The 17250-nt window shown below is 59.0% G+C and carries 13 protein-coding genes and 2 pseudogenes; 9 read left to right on the top strand and 6 right to left on the bottom strand.

Annotated features, from left to right (window positions below; all coding sequences use genetic code 11):
* Window positions 1–734 (top strand): annotated as a pseudogene (locus HLUSI_RS28855) (M48 family metalloprotease); the annotation flags it as partial.
* 216 nt (window positions 735–950) lie between these two features.
* Here HLUSI_RS28855 and clpA read toward each other — a convergent pair.
* Window positions 951–3257, bottom strand: coding sequence for an ATP-dependent Clp protease ATP-binding subunit ClpA (gene clpA / locus HLUSI_RS0115270; RefSeq protein ID WP_016834809.1), 2307 nt, complete (start codon window positions 3255–3257; stop codon window positions 951–953).
* Window positions 3254–3568 carry an ATP-dependent Clp protease adapter ClpS gene (gene clpS / locus HLUSI_RS0115265; RefSeq protein WP_016834808.1) on the bottom strand — a complete coding sequence of 105 codons (315 nt, stop codon included), beginning with the start codon at window positions 3566–3568 and terminating at the stop codon, window positions 3254–3256. Before clpS ends, clpA begins: the two co-directional genes overlap by 4 nt.
* Before the next feature lie 339 nt (window positions 3569–3907).
* Here clpS and cspE point away from each other — a divergent pair, with 339 nt between their 5' ends.
* Window positions 3908–4111, top strand: a complete 204-nt coding sequence (cspE, locus tag HLUSI_RS0115260; RefSeq protein WP_009665919.1) for a transcription antiterminator/RNA stability regulator CspE — start codon at window positions 3908–3910, stop codon at window positions 4109–4111.
* A 153-nt stretch (window positions 4112–4264) separates the two neighbouring features.
* Here the strand turns inward: cspE and icd are convergent.
* A pseudogene (icd, locus tag HLUSI_RS28850) lies at window positions 4265–5493 on the bottom strand (NADP-dependent isocitrate dehydrogenase).
* Between the two features lie 194 nt (window positions 5494–5687).
* On the opposite strand from icd, the gene HLUSI_RS0115250 reads away from it, so the two are divergent.
* The 3 genes from HLUSI_RS0115250 (at window position 5688) to HLUSI_RS0115240 (ending at window position 7191) form a co-directional block, all read left to right on the top strand.
* A complete protein-coding gene (locus HLUSI_RS0115250) occupies window positions 5688–6254 on the top strand; it encodes a pseudouridine synthase (protein WP_029363573.1) in 567 nt (188 codons plus the stop codon).
* 153 nt (window positions 6255–6407) lie between these two features.
* Window positions 6408–6599, top strand: a complete 192-nt coding sequence (locus tag HLUSI_RS0115245) for a hypothetical protein (RefSeq protein ID WP_016834805.1) — start codon at window positions 6408–6410, stop codon at window positions 6597–6599.
* 142 nt (window positions 6600–6741) lie between these two features.
* Window positions 6742–7191, top strand: a complete 450-nt coding sequence (locus HLUSI_RS0115240) for a DUF192 domain-containing protein (RefSeq protein WP_016834804.1) — start codon at window positions 6742–6744, stop codon at window positions 7189–7191.
* 229 nt (window positions 7192–7420) lie between these two features.
* On the opposite strand, the gene rpsT is transcribed toward HLUSI_RS0115240, so the two are convergent.
* Window positions 7421–7687: a 30S ribosomal protein S20 gene (gene rpsT, locus HLUSI_RS0115235; RefSeq protein ID WP_016834803.1), complete on the bottom strand. Its 267-nt coding sequence runs from the start codon at window positions 7685–7687 to the stop codon at window positions 7421–7423.
* 272 nt (window positions 7688–7959) lie between these two features.
* Between rpsT and murJ the strand changes: the two genes are divergently transcribed.
* Both murJ and HLUSI_RS0115225 read left to right on the top strand, forming a co-directional pair.
* On the top strand, window positions 7960–9510 hold the full coding sequence (murJ, locus tag HLUSI_RS0115230) for a murein biosynthesis integral membrane protein MurJ (RefSeq protein WP_029363572.1): 1551 nt from the start codon (window positions 7960–7962) through the stop codon (window positions 9508–9510).
* 91 nt (window positions 9511–9601) lie between these two features.
* Window positions 9602–10441 carry a SirB1 family protein gene (locus tag HLUSI_RS0115225; RefSeq protein WP_016834801.1) on the top strand — a complete coding sequence of 280 codons (840 nt, stop codon included), beginning with the start codon at window positions 9602–9604 and terminating at the stop codon, window positions 10439–10441.
* 35 nt (window positions 10442–10476) lie between these two features.
* Here HLUSI_RS0115225 and HLUSI_RS0115220 read toward each other — a convergent pair whose 3' ends face one another.
* Window positions 10477–12387 (bottom strand): ATP-binding cassette domain-containing protein, encoded by a 1911-nt coding sequence (locus HLUSI_RS0115220; protein WP_016834800.1) that lies wholly within the window; start codon window positions 12385–12387, stop codon window positions 10477–10479.
* A gap of 421 nt (window positions 12388–12808) precedes the next feature.
* Between HLUSI_RS0115220 and HLUSI_RS0115215 the strand changes: the two genes are divergently transcribed.
* Window positions 12809–15181 carry a penicillin-binding protein 1A gene (locus tag HLUSI_RS0115215; RefSeq protein WP_016834799.1) on the top strand — a complete coding sequence of 791 codons (2373 nt, stop codon included), beginning with the start codon at window positions 12809–12811 and terminating at the stop codon, window positions 15179–15181.
* A gap of 450 nt (window positions 15182–15631) precedes the next feature.
* On the opposite strand, the gene HLUSI_RS0115210 is transcribed toward HLUSI_RS0115215, so the two are convergent.
* A complete protein-coding gene (locus tag HLUSI_RS0115210) occupies window positions 15632–16195 on the bottom strand; it encodes a sigma-70 family RNA polymerase sigma factor (protein WP_016834798.1) in 564 nt (187 codons plus the stop codon).
* A gap of 189 nt (window positions 16196–16384) precedes the next feature.
* Here HLUSI_RS0115210 and HLUSI_RS0115205 point away from each other — a divergent pair, with 189 nt between their 5' ends.
* The gene (locus HLUSI_RS0115205; protein ID WP_029363570.1) at window positions 16385–17125 is read left to right on the top strand and encodes a c-type cytochrome; all 741 of its coding nucleotides are present in this window, start codon (window positions 16385–16387) and stop codon (window positions 17123–17125) included.
* Window positions 17126–17250: the final 125 nt, after the last annotated feature.

Genomic DNA, 17250 nt, shown 5'->3' with positions numbered 1-17250 from the left:
GACGATCGCCTGCAAGTCACCGGCGTGCTGCCCGGCAGGCCGCCAAGAGCGGCGTGCAACGCGGCGATGTGCTGATGGCGGTGGCCGACAAGCCGCTGCAGCAAGGCCCCGACGCCGAACGTCAAGCCGCCAATCTGCTGGGGCCGCTCGTCACCGGCCGTGCGCCGGTCAAGCTGACCCTGTTGCGCAACAAGGCGCAGCAGACCGCCATCGTGCCGCTGACGCTGGCCTGCGCCTTCAGCATCGAGCTGGGCAACGCCGACAACGTCAACACCTACGCCGACGGCCGTCGTGTGCTGATCACGCGCGGCATGATGAATTTCGCCAGGACCGATGAAGAGCTGGCCTACCTGATCGCCAAGGACATGGCCCACAATTCGCTGGGCCATGCAATTCGCCAGCGCATGGTGGCGACCACCGGCAGCGTCATCGACAACCTGATGCGCGCACGCCCTGATCCGACTGCTGCTGCGGGCACCGGCGGCATTCGCCCGTATCCGCAGGATCTCGACGCGGCAGCCGACAACCTGGCCTTGTACATGCTGGTGCGCGCCGGCTATGGCATCGACGGCTATGCGGCGTTCTGGCAGCGGCTGGCGACGCAGTATCCGGTCAGCGTGCCAAGCGGCTATACCGCGCTGCATCCCGGTACAGCCTATCGCATGACGGCGATCGACAAGTCTGTGCAGGCGCTCAAGGCCAAGCAGGCGGCAGGCAAGCCGCTGACGCCGTGATGTGAGGGCGCGCGTGGACTCCTGACGTCCTGTGCTTGCCACGGAGCGTCTGCGTGACCCACGGATGCCTCCGGCTGCAACGGCAAATTACCGTCTCAGCGCCAAGCGACATCAGAACACACCGCAAAAACAAAAAGGCCGGAACGATCAAACGTTCCGGCCTTTTTGCTTGCCCGCTCCCGACACCTCTTGCGACGCGTCGGGATTGCTTGCGGCTTACTCGACTTCCAGCTTCTCTTGCGGCTCTTCCGGCGGCGGCGTCGGATCGTCGCCTTCGGGGAATTCCAGCTTGACCTGATCCTTGTCGTCCAGCTCGACGGTGACACGACCGCCCGTCACCAGACGGCCGAACAGCAGTTCGTCGGCCAGCGCCTTGCGGATCATGTCCTGGATCAGACGCGACATCGGACGCGCACCCATCAGCGGATCGAAGCCCTTCTTGCTCAGGAACTTGCGCAATGCATCCGAGAATACGGCTTCCACCTTCTTCTCGTGCAATTGCTCTTCCAATTGCATCAGGAACTTGTCGACCACGCGCAGGATGATTTCTTCATTCAACGCGCCGAAGCTGATGATTGCATCCAGACGGTTGCGGAATTCAGGCGTGAACATACGCTTGATATCCGCCATCTCGTCGCCGGCTTCCTTCTTGTCGGTGAAACCGATCGAACGCTTTTGCAGGCTTTCTGCGCCGGCATTCGTGGTCATCACGATGATGACATTGCGGAAGTCGGTCTTGCGGCCGTTGTTGTCGGTCAGCGTGCCGTGATCCATCACCTGCAGCAGGATATTGAAGATATCCGGATGCGCCTTTTCGATTTCATCGAGCAGCAGCACGGCGTGCGGCTTCTTGGTGATCGCTTCGGTCAGCAGACCGCCCTGGTCGAAACCGACGTAGCCCGGAGGCGCGCCGATCAGGCGGCTGACTGCATGACGCTCCATGTATTCGGACATGTCGAAACGGATCAGCTCGATGCCGAGGATGAACGCCAGTTGCTTGGCCACTTCGGTCTTGCCCACGCCGGTAGGACCGGAGAACAGGAAGGAGCCGATCGGCTTGTCGGTCTTGCCAAGGCCGGCGCGCGCCATCTTGATCGCCGACGCCAATGCTTCAATCGCCGGATCCTGACCGAACACGACGTTCTTGAGGTCGCGATCAATCGTTTGCAGCTTGGTGCGGTCATCCTGGTTGACCGATTGCGGCGGAATGCGCGCGATCTTGGAAATGATTTCCTCAATCTCGGACTTGCCGATGGTCTTCTTCTGCTTCGACTTCGGCAGGATCCGTTGCGCTGCACCGGCTTCGTCGATGACGTCAATCGCCTTGTCGGGCAGATGACGGTCATTGATGAAGCGTGCGGCCAATTCGGCTGCCGAGGTCAGCGCCGAAGCGGAATACTTGACGCCGTGATGCTCTTCGAACTTCGACTTCAGGCCGCGCAAAATCTGAATGGTCTGTTCGACGGTCGGTTCGTTGACGTCGATCTTCTGGAAGCGACGCGACAAGGCGTGGTCTTTTTCAAAGACGCCGCGGAATTCGGTATAGGTGGTCGCGCCGATGCATTTCAGCTGGCCGCTCGACAACGCAGGCTTGAGCAGATTCGATGCATCCAGCGTACCGCCCGAGGCCGAACCGGCGCCGATGATGGTGTGGATTTCGTCAATGAACAGAATGCCGTTGGGCGCATCCTTCAATTGCTTGAGGACAGCCTTCAGACGCTGCTCGAAGTCGCCGCGATACTTCGTGCCGGCCAGCAGTGCGCCCATGTCGAGCGAATACACGACGGCGTTCTTGAGGATTTCCGGTACATCGTTTTGCGTGATGCGCCATGCCAGGCCTTCAGCGATGGCAGTCTTGCCCACGCCGGCCTCGCCGACCAGCAGCGGGTTGTTCTTGCGGCGACGGCACAGGGTCTGGATCACGCGCTCGACTTCGGCGTCGCGGCCGATCAGCGGATCGATCTTGCCTTCTGCGGCCGCCTTGTTCAGATTCTGGGTGAACTGATCGAGAGGACTTTCCTTTTGCTGGCCTTCGGTCTGCACGTCTTCCGCTCCTTCAGGCGCTTTTTGCGAATCGATCTGCTGATCCTTGCGCACACCATGAGAAATGAAATTGACTACGTCCAGGCGGGTTACGCCCTGTTGGTGCAGATAATAAACGGCATGCGAATCCTTCTCGCCGAAGATCGCCACCAGCACGTTGGCGCCGGTCACTTCCTTCTTGCCGTTGGATGCCGACTGCACGTGCATGATCGCACGCTGGATCACGCGCTGGAATCCCAGCGTCGGCTGGGTGTCGACCTCGTTCGTGCCGGGCACGGTCGGGGTGTTGTCCGTAATGAAATTGGTCAGCGTCTTGCGCAGATCGTCGATATTGACCGAGCACGCACGCAGCACTTCCGCAGCCGATGGGTTGTCCAGCAGGGCGAGGAGCAAATGTTCCACGGTGATAAATTCATGACGGGATTGTCGGGCTTCGACAAAGGCCATGTGCAAACTGACTTCCAATTCCTGCGCAATCATGCTTCCTCCATCACGCATTGCAGGGGGTGCCCTGCTTTTCGAGCGTGGGTTAAAACGAGTTCGACTTTTGTGGATGCGATATCTTTGGGATACACACCACACATACCTTTCCCATCGCGGTGAACGCTGAGCATAATCTGCGTCGCAGTTTCACGGTCTTTGTTGAAGTATTCCTGAATGACTGCGACGACGAATTCCATCGGCGTATAGTCATCATTCAACAACAATACCAGGTACATAGGAGGCGGCTTGAGCTTCTGCTCCTGCCGCGCCAGGACTGTACCGCTATCATTATCGTGCTTGGTTGCCATGCATTTATTCTAAAACCATCAATCCAATGTGCACTGCACAACATGAAGAAAATACCTAATTAGATTAGATATTACGCGTTTTCCTGATAGTGCGCAGATAACGCTCATTTATCCTAAATCAAGAGGGTTCGATTCAATTCATGGAACAAAAGCTTAATAATTCCATTGAAAACGACTTGACTTTTGTATTTTTAACGAGAACAATGGAATTTATTGATAAGTAGTTACTGCTTGTTAATACGAAGGGGGCAAGTTTAAGGAGGGCTGCGGAAGATTCAATCTCGCGAGGCTTCTTGCTTTTACGGCTCGTGTGATTTTTTTTAATTGAAAGATGCTTTTATGGCAACAGGTACAGTCAAGTGGTTCAACGATTCTAAAGGCTTCGGCTTTATCACTCCGGATGACGGCGGTGAAGATTTGTTCGCACACTTCTCGGCAATTCAAATGAACGGCTTCAAGACCCTCAAAGAAGGTCAAAAAGTACAGTTCGAAGTCACGCAAGGCCCCAAAGGCAAGCAAGCTTCCAACATCCAGGCTCCTTAATTCGTATTAAGTCGCTTTTGTAAAAAGCTCCTGTTCCGACAGGAGCTTTTTTTACGCCCGCGCCATTTGCGGACAATATCTGGATCGGACAGTAAAAAAGGCCGGCACTCGGCACGGCCTTTCTTCAGCATAAATCGGCTGTCGAATTGAGAGTTACAGATTCTCGATCACCGCATCGCCGAAGCCCGAACACGAAACCTGCGTCGCGCCTTCCATCAGGCGCGCAAAGTCGTAGGTCACCTTCTTCGACGAAATCGTTTTCTGCATCGCCTCGATGATCAAGGCCGCCGCTTCGGTCCAGCCGATGTGGCGCAGCATCATTTCGGCCGACAGGATCAGCGAACCCGGATTGACGTAATCCTTGCCGGCATAGCGCGGCGAGGTGCCATGCGTGGCTTCGAACATCGCCACGGAATCGGACATGTTGGCTCCCGGGGCAATCCCGATGCCGCCCACTTGCGCCGCCAGTGCGTCCGAGATGTAGTCGCCGTTCAGATTCAGCGTCGCAATCACGCTGTATTCAGCGGGACGCAGCAGGATCTGCTGCATGAAGGCGTCGGCGATCACGTCCTTGACGATGATGTCGCGGCCGGTCTTCGGATTCTTGATCCTGACCCATGGGCCGTCATCGATCACCACGCCGCCGAACTCCTTCTGCGCCAGGGCATAGGCCCAGTCGCGGAAGCTGCCTTCGGTGAACTTCATGATGTTGCCCTTGTGGACGATCGTCACCGATGGCTTGTCGTGGTCGATGGCGTACTGGATCGCCTTGCGCACCAGGCGCTCGGTGCCTTCCTGCGACACCGGCTTGATGCCCAAGCTGGAGGTTTCCGGGAAGCGCAGCTTCTTGACGCCCATTTCCTTGACCAGGAAGTCGATCAGCTTCTTGGCGCCATCGGTGCCGGCCTGCCATTCGATGCCGGCGTAGATGTCTTCCGAGTTTTCACGGAAGATGACCATGTTGGTCTTTTCCGGCTCGCGCAGCGGCGACGGCACAGCCTTGAAATAGCGCACAGGGCGCAGGCAGACGTACAGATCCAGTTGCTGGCGCAGCGACACGTTCAGGGAACGGATGCCGCCGCCGACAGGCGTCGTCAGCGGCCCCTTGATGGACACCACGAACTCCTTGACGGCCGCAACGGTCTCTTCCGGCAGCCAGACGTCGGGGGGGCGAAAATTTCCATCCAGTTGATCTTGCGCTGGTCGCCGTAAGCTTTGGCGACGGCGGCATCCACTACCTTGAGCATGACTGGCGTCACATCGCGACCGGTGCCGTCGCCCTGGATGAACGGAATGATCGGATTGTCCGGGACGTTGAGGGAAAAGTCGGCGTTGACGGTAATCTTCTTACCTTCGGCCGGCACCTGAATGTGTTGATACATTACGGTCTCCGAGAATAGTGCGGAAAAGAGGGGAATCTGACTCGCTGCGGACGCGGATGGAGGCGAACTGATCGCGCGCAACATCGCAGCCGAGGTGATTAAATTCAGGATCGGGTCTCATATAAGACATAAGACACTGATTTATATTATGCACGAGTATTTTACTGGACGTCATGTTTTTGCGACACTGACGCATGCCTCTCATTTTATTCAACAAACCCTATCAGGTAATGTGCCAGTTTTCGGCGCAGGATGACCGCGAAACGCTCGCCGACTACCTCGACATTCCCGACATCTACCCCGCCGGCCGCCTCGATGCCGACAGCGAAGGCCTGATGCTGCTGACCGACGACGGCGAACTCCAGCACGCCATCAGCCACCCCAAACGCAAGCAACCCAAGGTCTACCTGGTGCAGGTGGAGGGCACACCCGATGCGAACAGCCTGGAGCGGCTGCGCAACCCGCTTGACCTGGGCGATTTCGTGACCCGGAAAAGCGAAGTCCGCCACGTGCAGGAGCCGGCCTGGCTATGGCCGCGCAATCCGCCCATTCGCGAGCGCAAGAATCACCCGACCAGCTGGCTGACGATACAAATATCGGAAGGGAAAAATCGCCAGGTGCGCCGCATGACGGCCGCGGTCGGGCTACCCACCTTGCGACTGGTCCGAATCGCAATCGGCCCGTTTGCGCTGGCGACCGATCCGCTGCTGCCGGGAGAGTGGAAAACCGTCGATCCGCAGGAATTTCATCGCGATAACTGACAAAAAACTGACAAAACCAGCTTTTCAAGACAGTCCCGCAAAGAAATTTTGTTTTTTGGAATTTTTTGTCAACCAAGCCTTCGGCACGTCGTTATTGGCAATGATTCATGAGAATCACCGTCTTCTTAACATGTTAAATTGAAGGACTGCAAAATGAAAAAATTGATCGCCGCTCTGATCGCTGGTCTGTTCGCCACTTCCGTGTTCGCACAAGCTGCAGCTCCTGCTGCTGCACCTGCTGATGCTCCTAAGGCTGAAGCTGCTGCACCGAAGGCTAAGAAGGCCAAGAAGGGCCACAAGGCCAAGAAGGCTAAGAAGGCTGCTGCTGCTGACGCTGCCAAGTAATCTTGCTTTCGCATGACTAAAAGGCAGGCTAGTCCTGCCTTTTTTCATGTCCGCTGCATTTGTCGGCTTCCCTTATAATCGCCGAATTCCGGCAGATTTCGGATCTGCAGTCGATTTCTCATACAGCCACGTACATCCCATCATGCGTCGTTTCCGCCCCCTCGTTACCCTGCTCGCCACCCTTGCCACCGTTGCGGCCGCCCTGCCCGGCCAGGCCCAGCAGCTTCAGAAATTTCCGACCACCACGCTCAATGCCGGCCTGTACCTGATCAAGGCCGAAGTCGCCTCGACTGAAGCGCAGCGCGAGCAAGGCCTGATGTTCCGCGACAAGATGGGCGCCAATGACGGCATGGTGTTCGCCTTCGGCGCACCGGCCGGCGTATGCATGTGGATGAAGAATACGCTGATCCCGCTGTCGGTCGCCTTCATGGATGAGAGCGGCAAGATCATCAATATCGAGGAAATGAAGGAACAGACGCTGGATTCGCATTGCGCGGCCAAACCGGCCACCTACGCCCTGGAAATGAACAAGGGCTGGTTCAAGCAAAAGAACATCAAGCCAGGCACGGTCATTGAAGGCTTGCCGCGTTAAACGCCTGACAACCAGCCTGTGACGCCCGGAGCCGGCGTCAAGGCGGCGGCTACAAGCCCCCCCCTTAACTTCTACATGGCACCCAAGTCAGTAATTTCTCGCTGAACAACACCTGAAATGCAAAAACCCGCCAAATCGCTTGGGCGGGTTGATGTTTTCGAACCGACATCACTATCGATTCAGCATTGCGCAGATCTTTGCCTGAGCAAAGATCCGGTCAGCAACAAGATTAAGCAGCCAGTGCCTTCAGGGCAGCAGCCAGACGGCTCTTATGGCGAGCAGCCTTGTTCTTGTGAATGATTTTCTTGTCAGCGATGCTGTCGATAGTCGAGACCGAAGCCTGGAACACGGTAGTCGCAGCAGCCTTGTCGCCTGCTTCGATCGCCTTGCGGACAGCCTTGATTGCTGTACGCAGCGTCGAACGCTGGCTGGAGTTGTGCGCGTTTTGCTTAACAGCTTGACGAGCACGTTTGCGTGCTTGTGCGGTATTTGCCATGAATAATTATCCTAAATCGAGATCGAGAGCATCGCAATCTTGATAACTTGCGAGGCGGAATTCTGTAAAGCCACGGATTATAACCATTTTTCCTCAAACTGGCAAATGCAACCTGACTATCGCCGCCAGCCTGTTGCAAAAGCGACTTAATTACCAGTATGCAAGATTTAAGGCGAACGTTCCTTGCATGCTCGCCTCCAACCGCGTCAGTGCTGCGGGAATCCCCTGCAAACCCGCAGCTCCCCCGAAAACGAAAGCTATAATGCCGTCCCATGAACTTGCATAAAACGCTTGCCACCGTTTCTGGCATGACGATGCTCTCCCGCATTACCGGTCTCGCAAGAGAAATCCTGTTCGCACGCGCATTCGGCGCCTCGGCCTACACCGACGCCTTCAACGTCGCCTTCCGCATTCCCAACCTGTTGCGCCGGCTGTTTGCTGAAGGCGCCTTTTCGCAGGCCTTCGTACCGATCCTCGCCGAATACAAGAACCAGAAAGGCGACATCGCCACCAAGCACCTGGTCGACCATGTGGCGACGGTGCTGATCTGGGTAATGGTCGCCACCAGCATTGCCGGCATCCTGGCTACGCCGCTGATCGTGTACTTCATCGCCACCGGGCTCAAATACAACCAGGATGCCTTCGATGCCTCGGTGATCATGACCCGCATCATGTTCCCGTACATCGGCTTCATGTCCTTCGTGGCGCTGGCCGGCGGCATCCTCAACACGTGGCGCGAATTCAAGATCCCGGCATTCACGTCGGTATTGCTGAACGTTTCCTTCATCGTCGCCTCCCTGTTCGTGGCGCCTTACCTCGACCAGCCCATCTACGCGATGGCGTTTGCGGTATTCGTCGGCGGCGTGTTGCAAGTCGCCTTGCAGATTCCCGCGCTGATCAAGATCGGCATGCTGCCGCGCCTGTACCTCAATCCAATGATCGGCTTGTCCGACGAGGGCGTCAGGCGCGTGCTCAAGAAAATGGGCCCGGCAGTGTTTGCGGTCTCGGCCGCGCAGATCAGCCTGATGATCAACACCAACATCGCCTCGCGCCTGGCGCATGGCAGCGTGTCCTGGCTGTCGTACGCCGACCGCCTGATGGAATTCCCGACCGCGCTGCTCGGCGTGGCGCTAGGCACCATCCTGTTGCCCAGCCTGTCGAACGCGCACGCCGAAAACGACATGGCCGAATATTCGGCGCTACTGGACTGGGGCCTGCGCCTGACCTTCCTGCTGGCGCTGCCCTGTGCGGTGGGTCTGGCGACGCTGTCGGAGCCGCTGACTGCCACCCTGTTCCATTACGGTAAATTCGACACGGTCTCGGTCGACATGACAGGCCGGGCACTAATCGCCTACGGCGTCGGCCTGATCGGCCTGATCCTGGTGAAAATCCTGGCGCCCGGCTTCTACGCCAAACAAGACATCCGCACGCCGGTCAAGATCGCCGTCGGCGTGCTGATCGCGACACAGTTGATGAACTACATTTTCGTGCCGTTGATCGCGCATGCCGGCCTGGCCTTGTCGATCGGGCTGGGCGCCTGCCTGAATGCGGCATTCCTGTTCTGGGGCCTGCGCCGCCGCAACATCTACACGCCGCAACCGGGCTGGCGCATGTTCCTGATCAAACTGACCGGTGCGCTGTTCCTGCTCGGCGGTGTGGCGCTGGCAGTGGCGCGGCATTTCGACTGGATCGCCATGCGCGCCCATCCGGCCGAGCGCATCGGCGCGTTGCTGCTGGTGTTTGCGGCATGTGGGGTAACGTATTTCGGCGCCTTGATGGCGATGGGATTCCGATTCCGCGACTTCAAGCGCATCGGCCGTTGAAAGCTTGCCTGGACGAGGCAATGTTGCGTTGATGCTCCATTGCCAGCCAAACATTTCACAAGCGCGCATATTTTGATAGCATGTTCAATATATGACGCTTACACCGCTCGAATATTTTTCTTCGCTGGTTCGTCAAGACGATTCGATTCCGCTTTTTGAATCGGCTCTGGCGCTGGGGCAAGATGCGCATCCCGACCTGGATTTGTCCGCATGCCAGATCGAGATGGATACCCTGGCGCTCAAGTTGAAGCAGCGTCTGTCCCCGGATGCATCGCATATCCAAAAATTGCGAATGCTCAACCACTTCTTTTTCCAGGAGCTGGCGTTCGCCGGCAACATCAACAATTATTACGATCCCGACAACAGCTACATCCATCGTGTGCTGACCTCGCGCCGCGGCATTCCGATTTCGCTGGCGGTGGTGTACATGGAGTTAGGACAGCAGATCGGCTTGAACATGAAGGGCATTTCCTTCCCCGGCCATTTCCTGATGAAGCTGTCGGTGCAATCGGGCGACATCGTGCTCGACCCGATGAACGGCGCCAGCCTGTCGCGCGAAGAGCTCGAAGAGCGCCTCGAACCTTATCTCGAACAGCAGGAATACGGCGACGAATTGCCGCTGGCGGCGTATCTGCGCGCCGCCCATCCGCGCGAAATCCTGACCCGCATGCTGCGCAACCTGAAAGCCATCTACACCGACTCGCAACGCTGGCAAGGTGTGCTGGAGGTGCAGGAGCGCCTGGTGATTTTATTGCCCGATGAAATTACCGAACGCCGCGATCGCGGCCTGGCATACGCCAACCTGGCTGAACCGCAGGCGGCGCTGGACGACCTGGAGGCCTACCTGGCCTTGCGTCCCGATGCAGAAGACGCCGACAGCATGCGTGAGAGGCTGCCGGAGTTACGTCATGCAAGCCGGCGTCCCAACTGAAGTTGAAGACGCCGGTCCTGCACTACTGCTGCTAATCAGCCTTTCGAACGCGCTTCAATCACTTCCCAGCGTTCCAGATTTTCCAGCAACAAACCGTCGATCTCGGCGAAGCGCGCATTCAGGCGCCCCGCTTCGTCCCCGCCCGCCTTGTACAGATCCGGATCAGCCAGCTTGGCGGAAATCGCCGCCTGTTCTTCTTCCAGTTGCGCAATCAGCTTCGGCAAGTCTTCGAGCTCGCGCTGCTCCTTGTAGCTGAGCTTCTTCGGCTTGGCGACGGCAGGCGCCGCCACCGGCAGTTCGGCCGGCTTGGATTCGCTCTTGCCGTCCGACTTCTTCGCGCTGGCCTGCGAGCTGGCGCGCACGCGCTCCCAGTCGCTGTAGCCGCCGACATATTCCTTCCACACGCCGTCGCCTTCGGAGGCGATCACCTGCGTGACGACGTTGTCGAGGAAGGTCCGGTCATGGCTCACCAGGAACACGGTGCCTTCGTAATCCTCCAGCAATTCTTCCAGCAGTTCGAGCGTGTCGATGTCGAGATCGTTGGTCGGTTCATCGAGCACCAGCACGTTGGCCGGTTTGGCAAACAGGCGCGCCAGCAACAAGCGATTGCGCTCGCCGCCGGACAAGGTGCGCACCGGTGAACGCGCGCGTTCCGGCGCGAACAGGAAGTCGCCCAGGTACGTCATCACGTGCCGGCGCTGGCCGTTGACTTCCACCCAGTCGCTGCCCGGCGCGATGGTGTCGGCCAGGGTGGCTTCTTCGTTGAGCTGGGTGCGCATCTGGTCGAAGTACGCGACCTGCAATTTGGTGCCCTGGCGGACGGTGCCGGCGTCGGCGGTTTCTTCACCGAGAATCAGCTTCAGCAGCGTGGTCTTGCCGGCGCCGTTCTGGCCGATCAGGCCGATCTTGTCGCCGCGCATGAGGATGCCGCTGAAATCGCGCACGATGGTCTTGCCGCCGTACGACTTGCTGACGTTCTCGAGTTCCGCCACGATCTTGCCGGAACGTTCGCCGGACGATACTTCCAGCTTGACCTGGCCCTGGCGATCACGGCGCGCGCTGCGCTCGAGGCGCAGTGATTCAAGGCGGCGCACGCGGCCTTCGTCGCGCGTGCGGCGCGCCTTGACGCCCTTGCGGATCCAGACTTCTTCCTGCGCCAGGAATTTGTCGAACTTGGCGTTCTCGACTTCTTCGTTGTCCAGCAACTCTTCCTTGCGCGCCTGATAGGTGCTGAAATTGCCCGGGAAGGACAACAGCTTGCCGCGGTCGAGTTCGATGATGCGCGTGGCGACATTGTCGAGGAAGCTGCGGTCATGGGTGACGAACAGCACGCTGCCCTTGTAGTCGCGCAGCAGGCCTTCAAGCCACAGGATGGAGCCGAAATCCAGATGGTTGGTCGGCTCGTCCAGCAGCAGTACGTCAGGCGCGCCGACCAGGCCGCAGGCCAGCGCCACGCGCTTTTGCATGCCGCCCGACAGTTCGCCGATGAGGGCTTCGCCCTTGAGGTTGAGCTTGTCGAGCGTGGTCTCGACCTTGTTGTTCAGGCTCCAGGCATCGGCCGCGTCAAGGATCAGCTGGATGTCGTGCATGCGCTCCATGAGCGCTTCGTCGTTGTCGCCGCCGAACTGGCCGGTCAGCGATTCGTATTCGGCCAACAGCGCCGGCAATTCGCCGAGGCCGGAAGCGACCGCGTTGAAGATCGTCATCTCGGCAGGGAAATGCGGCTCCTGATCAACGTAGGCGATTTTCAGGCCCTGCTGCATGACCAGCAAACCGTCGTCCAGCTTGGAAACGGCGGCGATGATTTTCAGCAAGGACGACTTGCCGGTGCCGTTGCGGCCGATCAGGCCGACGCGCTCGCCGGTTTCCAGCGAAAATTCCGCATGATCGAGAAGCGGGACGTGTCCGAATGCGAGCTGCGCATTGGAGAGGGAAATGACTGCCATAAGTATGCCGAGGGATAAGATCGAAGGTCGGGGCGGGAATGCCTTTGCCGCGACTCAATTAAAGAAGAAAGACCGCATTGTACCGATTGCGCGCGGCGATGGTGTATCTATGCTGCTTCCGGGCGGTATTCGAGCGATATCTAACCACGACCGGCTGTCGCGGCCGGTGCGATCCATTACCTTTGAACAACAAACAATGCCGGTCTGGCTCCCGTTTGATGTTCTTTTATTACGACCTCGCACCGAAACAGGCCCCCGCATACATTTGGAAACACAATCGTGGCCATGATAGTCCGCAGATCGGCTGTTGCGCCCGGCCCATGTTGTAAGATACGGCACGCCCTTCACTACGAGGCCGTTTCAAGATCAAGCTGGCGCACACCACACTGCCCTGACTTTGCGACGGTTTCCTACAATAACCATGCGCTTCAATTCTCGCTTGCACCACCTTTCGCGTCAACGCGGCTTCCTCAATCCCAACATCGCCAAGTTCCTTGCCTTCTCGGTGCTCGGCCTCGCCGTCATCGGCGCGCTGATCATCGCCTATGCGCTGATCTTCATCAATCCGCGCCTGCCGTCGCTGGACGTGATCACCGATTACCGGCCGAAGATCCCGTTGCGCATCTACTCCGCAGACAACGTGCTGCTCGGCGAATTCGGCGAGGAAAAGCGCAGCCTGGTCAAGCTCGACGACATCCCCGCCAATATGAAGAACGCGGTGCTGGCGATCGAAGACAACCGTTTCTACCAGCACGGCGGCATCGACTATATCGGCATCGCGCGCGCCATCGCCACCGACGTGGTGCGCGGCCACGCCAGCCAGGGCGCCAGCACGATCACCATGCAGGTGGCGCGCAACGTCTTCCTGACCAAGGAAAAAACCGTCTCGCGCAAGCTGTATGAAGTGCTGCTGGCCAACAAGATCGAACATGCCTTGACCAAGGACCAGATCCTGGAGGTCTACATGAACCAGATCTACCTGGGCCAGCGCGCCTTCGGCTTCGCCGCCGCCGCCCGCACCTACTTCGGCAAGGACCTCAAGGACGTCACCCTGGCCGAAGCGGCCATGCTGGCCGGCCTGCCCAAGGCGCCCTCGGCCTACAACCCCATCGTCAATCCCAAGCGCGCCCATATCCGCCAGCAGTACATCCTGCAGCGCATGCTGGACGTGGGCTTCATCACCAAGGCGCAATATGAAAAGGCCGCCAAGGAAGAACTGAAGGTGCGCGCACCGGGCAACCAGTACAACGTGCATGCCGAATACGTCAATGAAATGGTGCGCCAGATGGTGTACGCCCAGTACAAGGAAGACACCTATACCCACGGCATCACCGTCACCACGACCATCAATGCCGCCGACCAGAAGGCGGCCTACGATGCGGTGCGCAAGGGTGTGATGGACTACGACCGTCGCCACGGCTATCGCGGTCCGGAAGAAACCATCGATTTGCCGTCGAAGGACGAAGACCGCGCCCAGGCCATTGACGACGCCATGGATGACTACCCCGACAACGACGATATCCTTGCCGCCGTCGTGCTGTCGGCCGATCCGAAACAGATCCAGGCGGTGATCCGCAGCGGCGACAAGATCACGCTGTCAGGCGACACGCTGAAGTTCGGCGCGGTGATCCGCGTCATGCAGGACGGCAAGAAGAATTGGCAAATCGTGCAGTTGCCCGAAGTGGAAGCCACGCTGGTGTCGGTGACGCCGCAGAACGGCGCCATCCGCGCGCTGGTGGGCGGCTTCGATTTCACGCAGAACAACTTCAACCACGTAACGCAAGCGTGGCGCCAGCCCGGCTCGACGTTCAAGCCCTTCATCTATTCGGCGGCGCTGGAAAAAGGTTTTGCGCCTGCGTCCATCATCAATGACGCGCCGGTGTCCTATCCGGCCGGCAACGGCCAGCCGAACTGGGAGCCCAGGGATGACGAGACCCCGGCCGGCCCCATCACCGTGCGCACTGCCCTGCAGAAGTCGGTGAACCTGGTGGCCATCCGTACGCTGGACTACATCGGCGTGCCCTATGCCAAGGACTTCATCACCGGTACCTACGGTTTCGATGCCGACAAAGTGCCGCCCTACCTGCCGATGGCGCTGGGTGCGGGCCAGACCAATCCGCTGCAGCTCTCGGCGGCCTACTCGGTGTTTGCCAACGGCGGCTACAAGGTCCAGCCCTACCTGATCTCCCAGATCACCGATGCGCGTGGCCAGGCGCTGTCCAAGGCCGAGCCGCTGATCGTGGGCAATGGCGCACCGCGTGTGGTGTCGGAGCGCAACAGCTACATGATGACCAGCATGCTCAAGTCGGTGGCCCAGGGGGGTACGGGTGCGCGCAGCAACAGCATCGGCCGCAGCGACCTGGCCGGCAAGACCGGTACCACCAATGACGCCGTCGATGGCTGGTTCGCCGGCTACCAGCGCACCCTGGCGACGGTCGTCTGGATGGGCTATGACCAGCCCAAGAGCCTGGGCAGCAAGGAATTCGGCGCACAGCTGGCGCTGCCGATCTGGGTCGACTACATGGCCAAGGCCTTGAAGGGTGTGCCGCAATTCGACTTGCCAGTGCCTGAAGGCATCCGCTTCATCGACGGCGAGCCGTACTATGAAAACTTCACGCCGGGCAACGGTTTCGTGGCCTCGCTGGGTGTGGACGGCGGCGGCGTGGTCGATGCGCTGTCGAACTTCTTCGGCTGGTCGAAGAATCCGAATTCGGAAACGCAGGCGGCGCCATCGTCCGGCCCCGCCCCGTCTTCGCAGGCGCCCGGCAGGGACAACCTGTATCAGGGACATTGACCGGCAACTGATCCGGCCGCAAAAAGAAAAAAGCGCAGAAGATTTCTCTTCTGCGCTTTTTTTTGTCTGGCGCCCCCGACACGGATCGAACGTGTGACCTATCCCTTCGTACCACCATGGCTTTCGCCACCAGGAAACCTGTTTGTGGTCTGGACTATACCTTGGCCATGGACTTGCAACTTGCAGTCTGCAGGCCGGAGCCGTCTAGTCTCTACACCTTCCGCATCATGAGGTTCGATGCGGCTTGGCTCGGTATTGCCAGCAGCCGCTTGCAGCATAAGCACTGCGGGCGCTGTCAGGGTTCACCGAATTTGACTCCATTCACGCGGCGCCTTTCGGATGCCGGTGCCCAATTGTATTTAGGAGGGGATCGCTCTATCCACTGAGCTACGGGGGCGTGGGCGCTATTGTAACGGCTGCGGAGGTGGAAGGAAAGTTCGGCAGGCAGGATCAGGCCTTGCGGCCTTCAAACCAGTTCTGGTCCAGGCACAAGCGCAGCTGCATGCGCGCGCGGTATAGCAGGACGCTGCAGTTGCCGGCGGTGATCTTCAGTTCCTTGCAGATTTCGGCAATCTCGAACTCGAACAGCTCGCGCATGGAAAACACGCGCGCCATCACCGGCGTCAGCTTGTTGAGGCAAAAATCCATGATGTCGAAGAACTGCGCCTGCTGCAGTGTTTCGGCCGGATTGCCCCAGTCAGCGGGCGCTTCCGCCCAGTGACCGGTGTCGTCGAAGAGGACATCGAAGTCGCCCGGGTCGCCGATTTCAGCCGGGCCGGCCTGGACGTATTTCTTTTCCTTGCGCAACACATCGACGATCTTGTGCTTGAGGATGCCCACCAGCCAGGTGCGCAGCGCGGACTTGCCCGAATAGCCTGCCGGGTTCTGCAAGGCCGCCAACAGGGCTTCCTGGGCCGCGTCTTCGGCCGCATCTTCCTGCAAATGCAGGCGCGCGAACCGCACCAGCATGCCGCGCTCGGCAACGACGGCCTGCTCGAAGGACTTGTCGTTCATGATTGGATTTTGCCTTTGGTCATTGCCTGGTCATTTATCTGTACTGCAACAGCCCATACTGTACTTCGATTTTTGCGCAACGGGTGTGCAGGCATGAAGAAGGGCCGCTCCGTTACAATGCAAACACCACGCGATCATTCGACTCCGTCGCCCGATCAGCTCGCCTCATATAACTTACAACGAGACTATATGGCCAGCCTTATGTTTTCATCTGTCGCTTCACGTACTGCACGCACTGCAAGCGCTGCACTATTGGCGCTGTCGACGCTCTGGATTGCCGCCGCTGCCCCTGTCCACGCACAGCAATTGCCCGACACCATCGCTCAACGCGTCGCCGCCTGTACCGCCTGCCACGGCAAGGAAGGCCGCGCCTCCAGCGACGGCTACTATCCGCGCATCGCCGGCAAACCGGAAGGCTATCTCTACAACCAGCTGACCAACTTCCGCGACGGCAATCGCCAGTATCCGCTGATGACTTACCTGCTCGATCATCTGTCGGATGCTTATCTGCACGAAATCGCCGCCTACTTTTCCGCCCAGCATCCGCCCTACCCGGCGCCGCAGCCGGTTGAAGCGACACCCGCCGTGCTGGAGCGCGGGCGCGCGCTGGTCATGAACGGCGACAGCAGCAAGAAAGTACCGGCCTGCATCGCCTGCCATGGACAGGCCCTGACCGGCGTCGCGCCTGCGGTGCCCGGCCTGATCGGTTTGCCGCGCGACTATATCAATTCGCAATTCGGGGCATGGAGGAATGGCGTGCGCAGAGCCAGGGCGCCGGATTGCATGGCCCAGATCACGCAACGTCTGTCGCTGGAAGACATCAACGCCGCCAGCAGCTGGCTTGCCGCACAAACCGTTCCGGAAGGCGCTCGTCCGGCCGCCGCGACGACCGTCAAGTTACCGTTGCCTTGCGGCAGCGTGGCGCAATAAGGAACACGCCATGACATCCCTCAAACGTATCCTGCTGGCGCTGCTGCTGTTGATCATAGCGGTGCCGGCTGTCATGATCGGCAGCGAATTCATCGATCACGAGGACGCCGAAAGCGCAGCGGCCG

Origin of the sequence: Herbaspirillum lusitanum P6-12 (genome assembly GCF_000256565.1) — a bacterium.
Classification (GTDB): domain Bacteria; phylum Pseudomonadota; class Gammaproteobacteria; order Burkholderiales; family Burkholderiaceae_D; genus Herbaspirillum; species Herbaspirillum lusitanum.
This window is presented reverse-complemented; position numbering and strand designations above follow the sequence as displayed.

What these genes read in the sequence shown, in the direction of transcription:
- clpA (WP_016834809.1), bottom strand. Translation starts at nt 3,257, where the DNA reads ATGATTGCGCAGGAATTGGAAGTCAGTTTGCACATGGCCTTTGTCGAA.
- clpS (WP_016834808.1), bottom strand. Translation starts at nt 3,568, where the DNA reads ATGGCAACCAAGCACGATAATGATAGCGGTACAGTCCTGGCGCGGCAG.
- cspE (WP_009665919.1), top strand. Translation starts at nt 3,908, where the DNA reads ATGGCAACAGGTACAGTCAAGTGGTTCAACGATTCTAAAGGCTTCGGC.
- HLUSI_RS0115250 (WP_029363573.1), top strand. Translation starts at nt 5,688, where the DNA reads ATGCCTCTCATTTTATTCAACAAACCCTATCAGGTAATGTGCCAGTTT.
- HLUSI_RS0115245 (WP_016834805.1), top strand. Translation starts at nt 6,408, where the DNA reads ATGAAAAAATTGATCGCCGCTCTGATCGCTGGTCTGTTCGCCACTTCC.
- HLUSI_RS0115240 (WP_016834804.1), top strand. Translation starts at nt 6,742, where the DNA reads ATGCGTCGTTTCCGCCCCCTCGTTACCCTGCTCGCCACCCTTGCCACC.
- rpsT (WP_016834803.1), bottom strand. Translation starts at nt 7,687, where the DNA reads ATGGCAAATACCGCACAAGCACGCAAACGTGCTCGTCAAGCTGTTAAG.
- murJ (WP_029363572.1), top strand. Translation starts at nt 7,960, where the DNA reads ATGAACTTGCATAAAACGCTTGCCACCGTTTCTGGCATGACGATGCTC.
- HLUSI_RS0115225 (WP_016834801.1), top strand. Translation starts at nt 9,602, where the DNA reads ATGACGCTTACACCGCTCGAATATTTTTCTTCGCTGGTTCGTCAAGAC.
- HLUSI_RS0115220 (WP_016834800.1), bottom strand. Translation starts at nt 12,387, where the DNA reads ATGGCAGTCATTTCCCTCTCCAATGCGCAGCTCGCATTCGGACACGTC.
- HLUSI_RS0115215 (WP_016834799.1), top strand. Translation starts at nt 12,809, where the DNA reads ATGCGCTTCAATTCTCGCTTGCACCACCTTTCGCGTCAACGCGGCTTC.
- HLUSI_RS0115210 (WP_016834798.1), bottom strand. Translation starts at nt 16,195, where the DNA reads ATGAACGACAAGTCCTTCGAGCAGGCCGTCGTTGCCGAGCGCGGCATG.
- HLUSI_RS0115205 (WP_029363570.1), top strand. Translation starts at nt 16,385, where the DNA reads ATGGCCAGCCTTATGTTTTCATCTGTCGCTTCACGTACTGCACGCACT.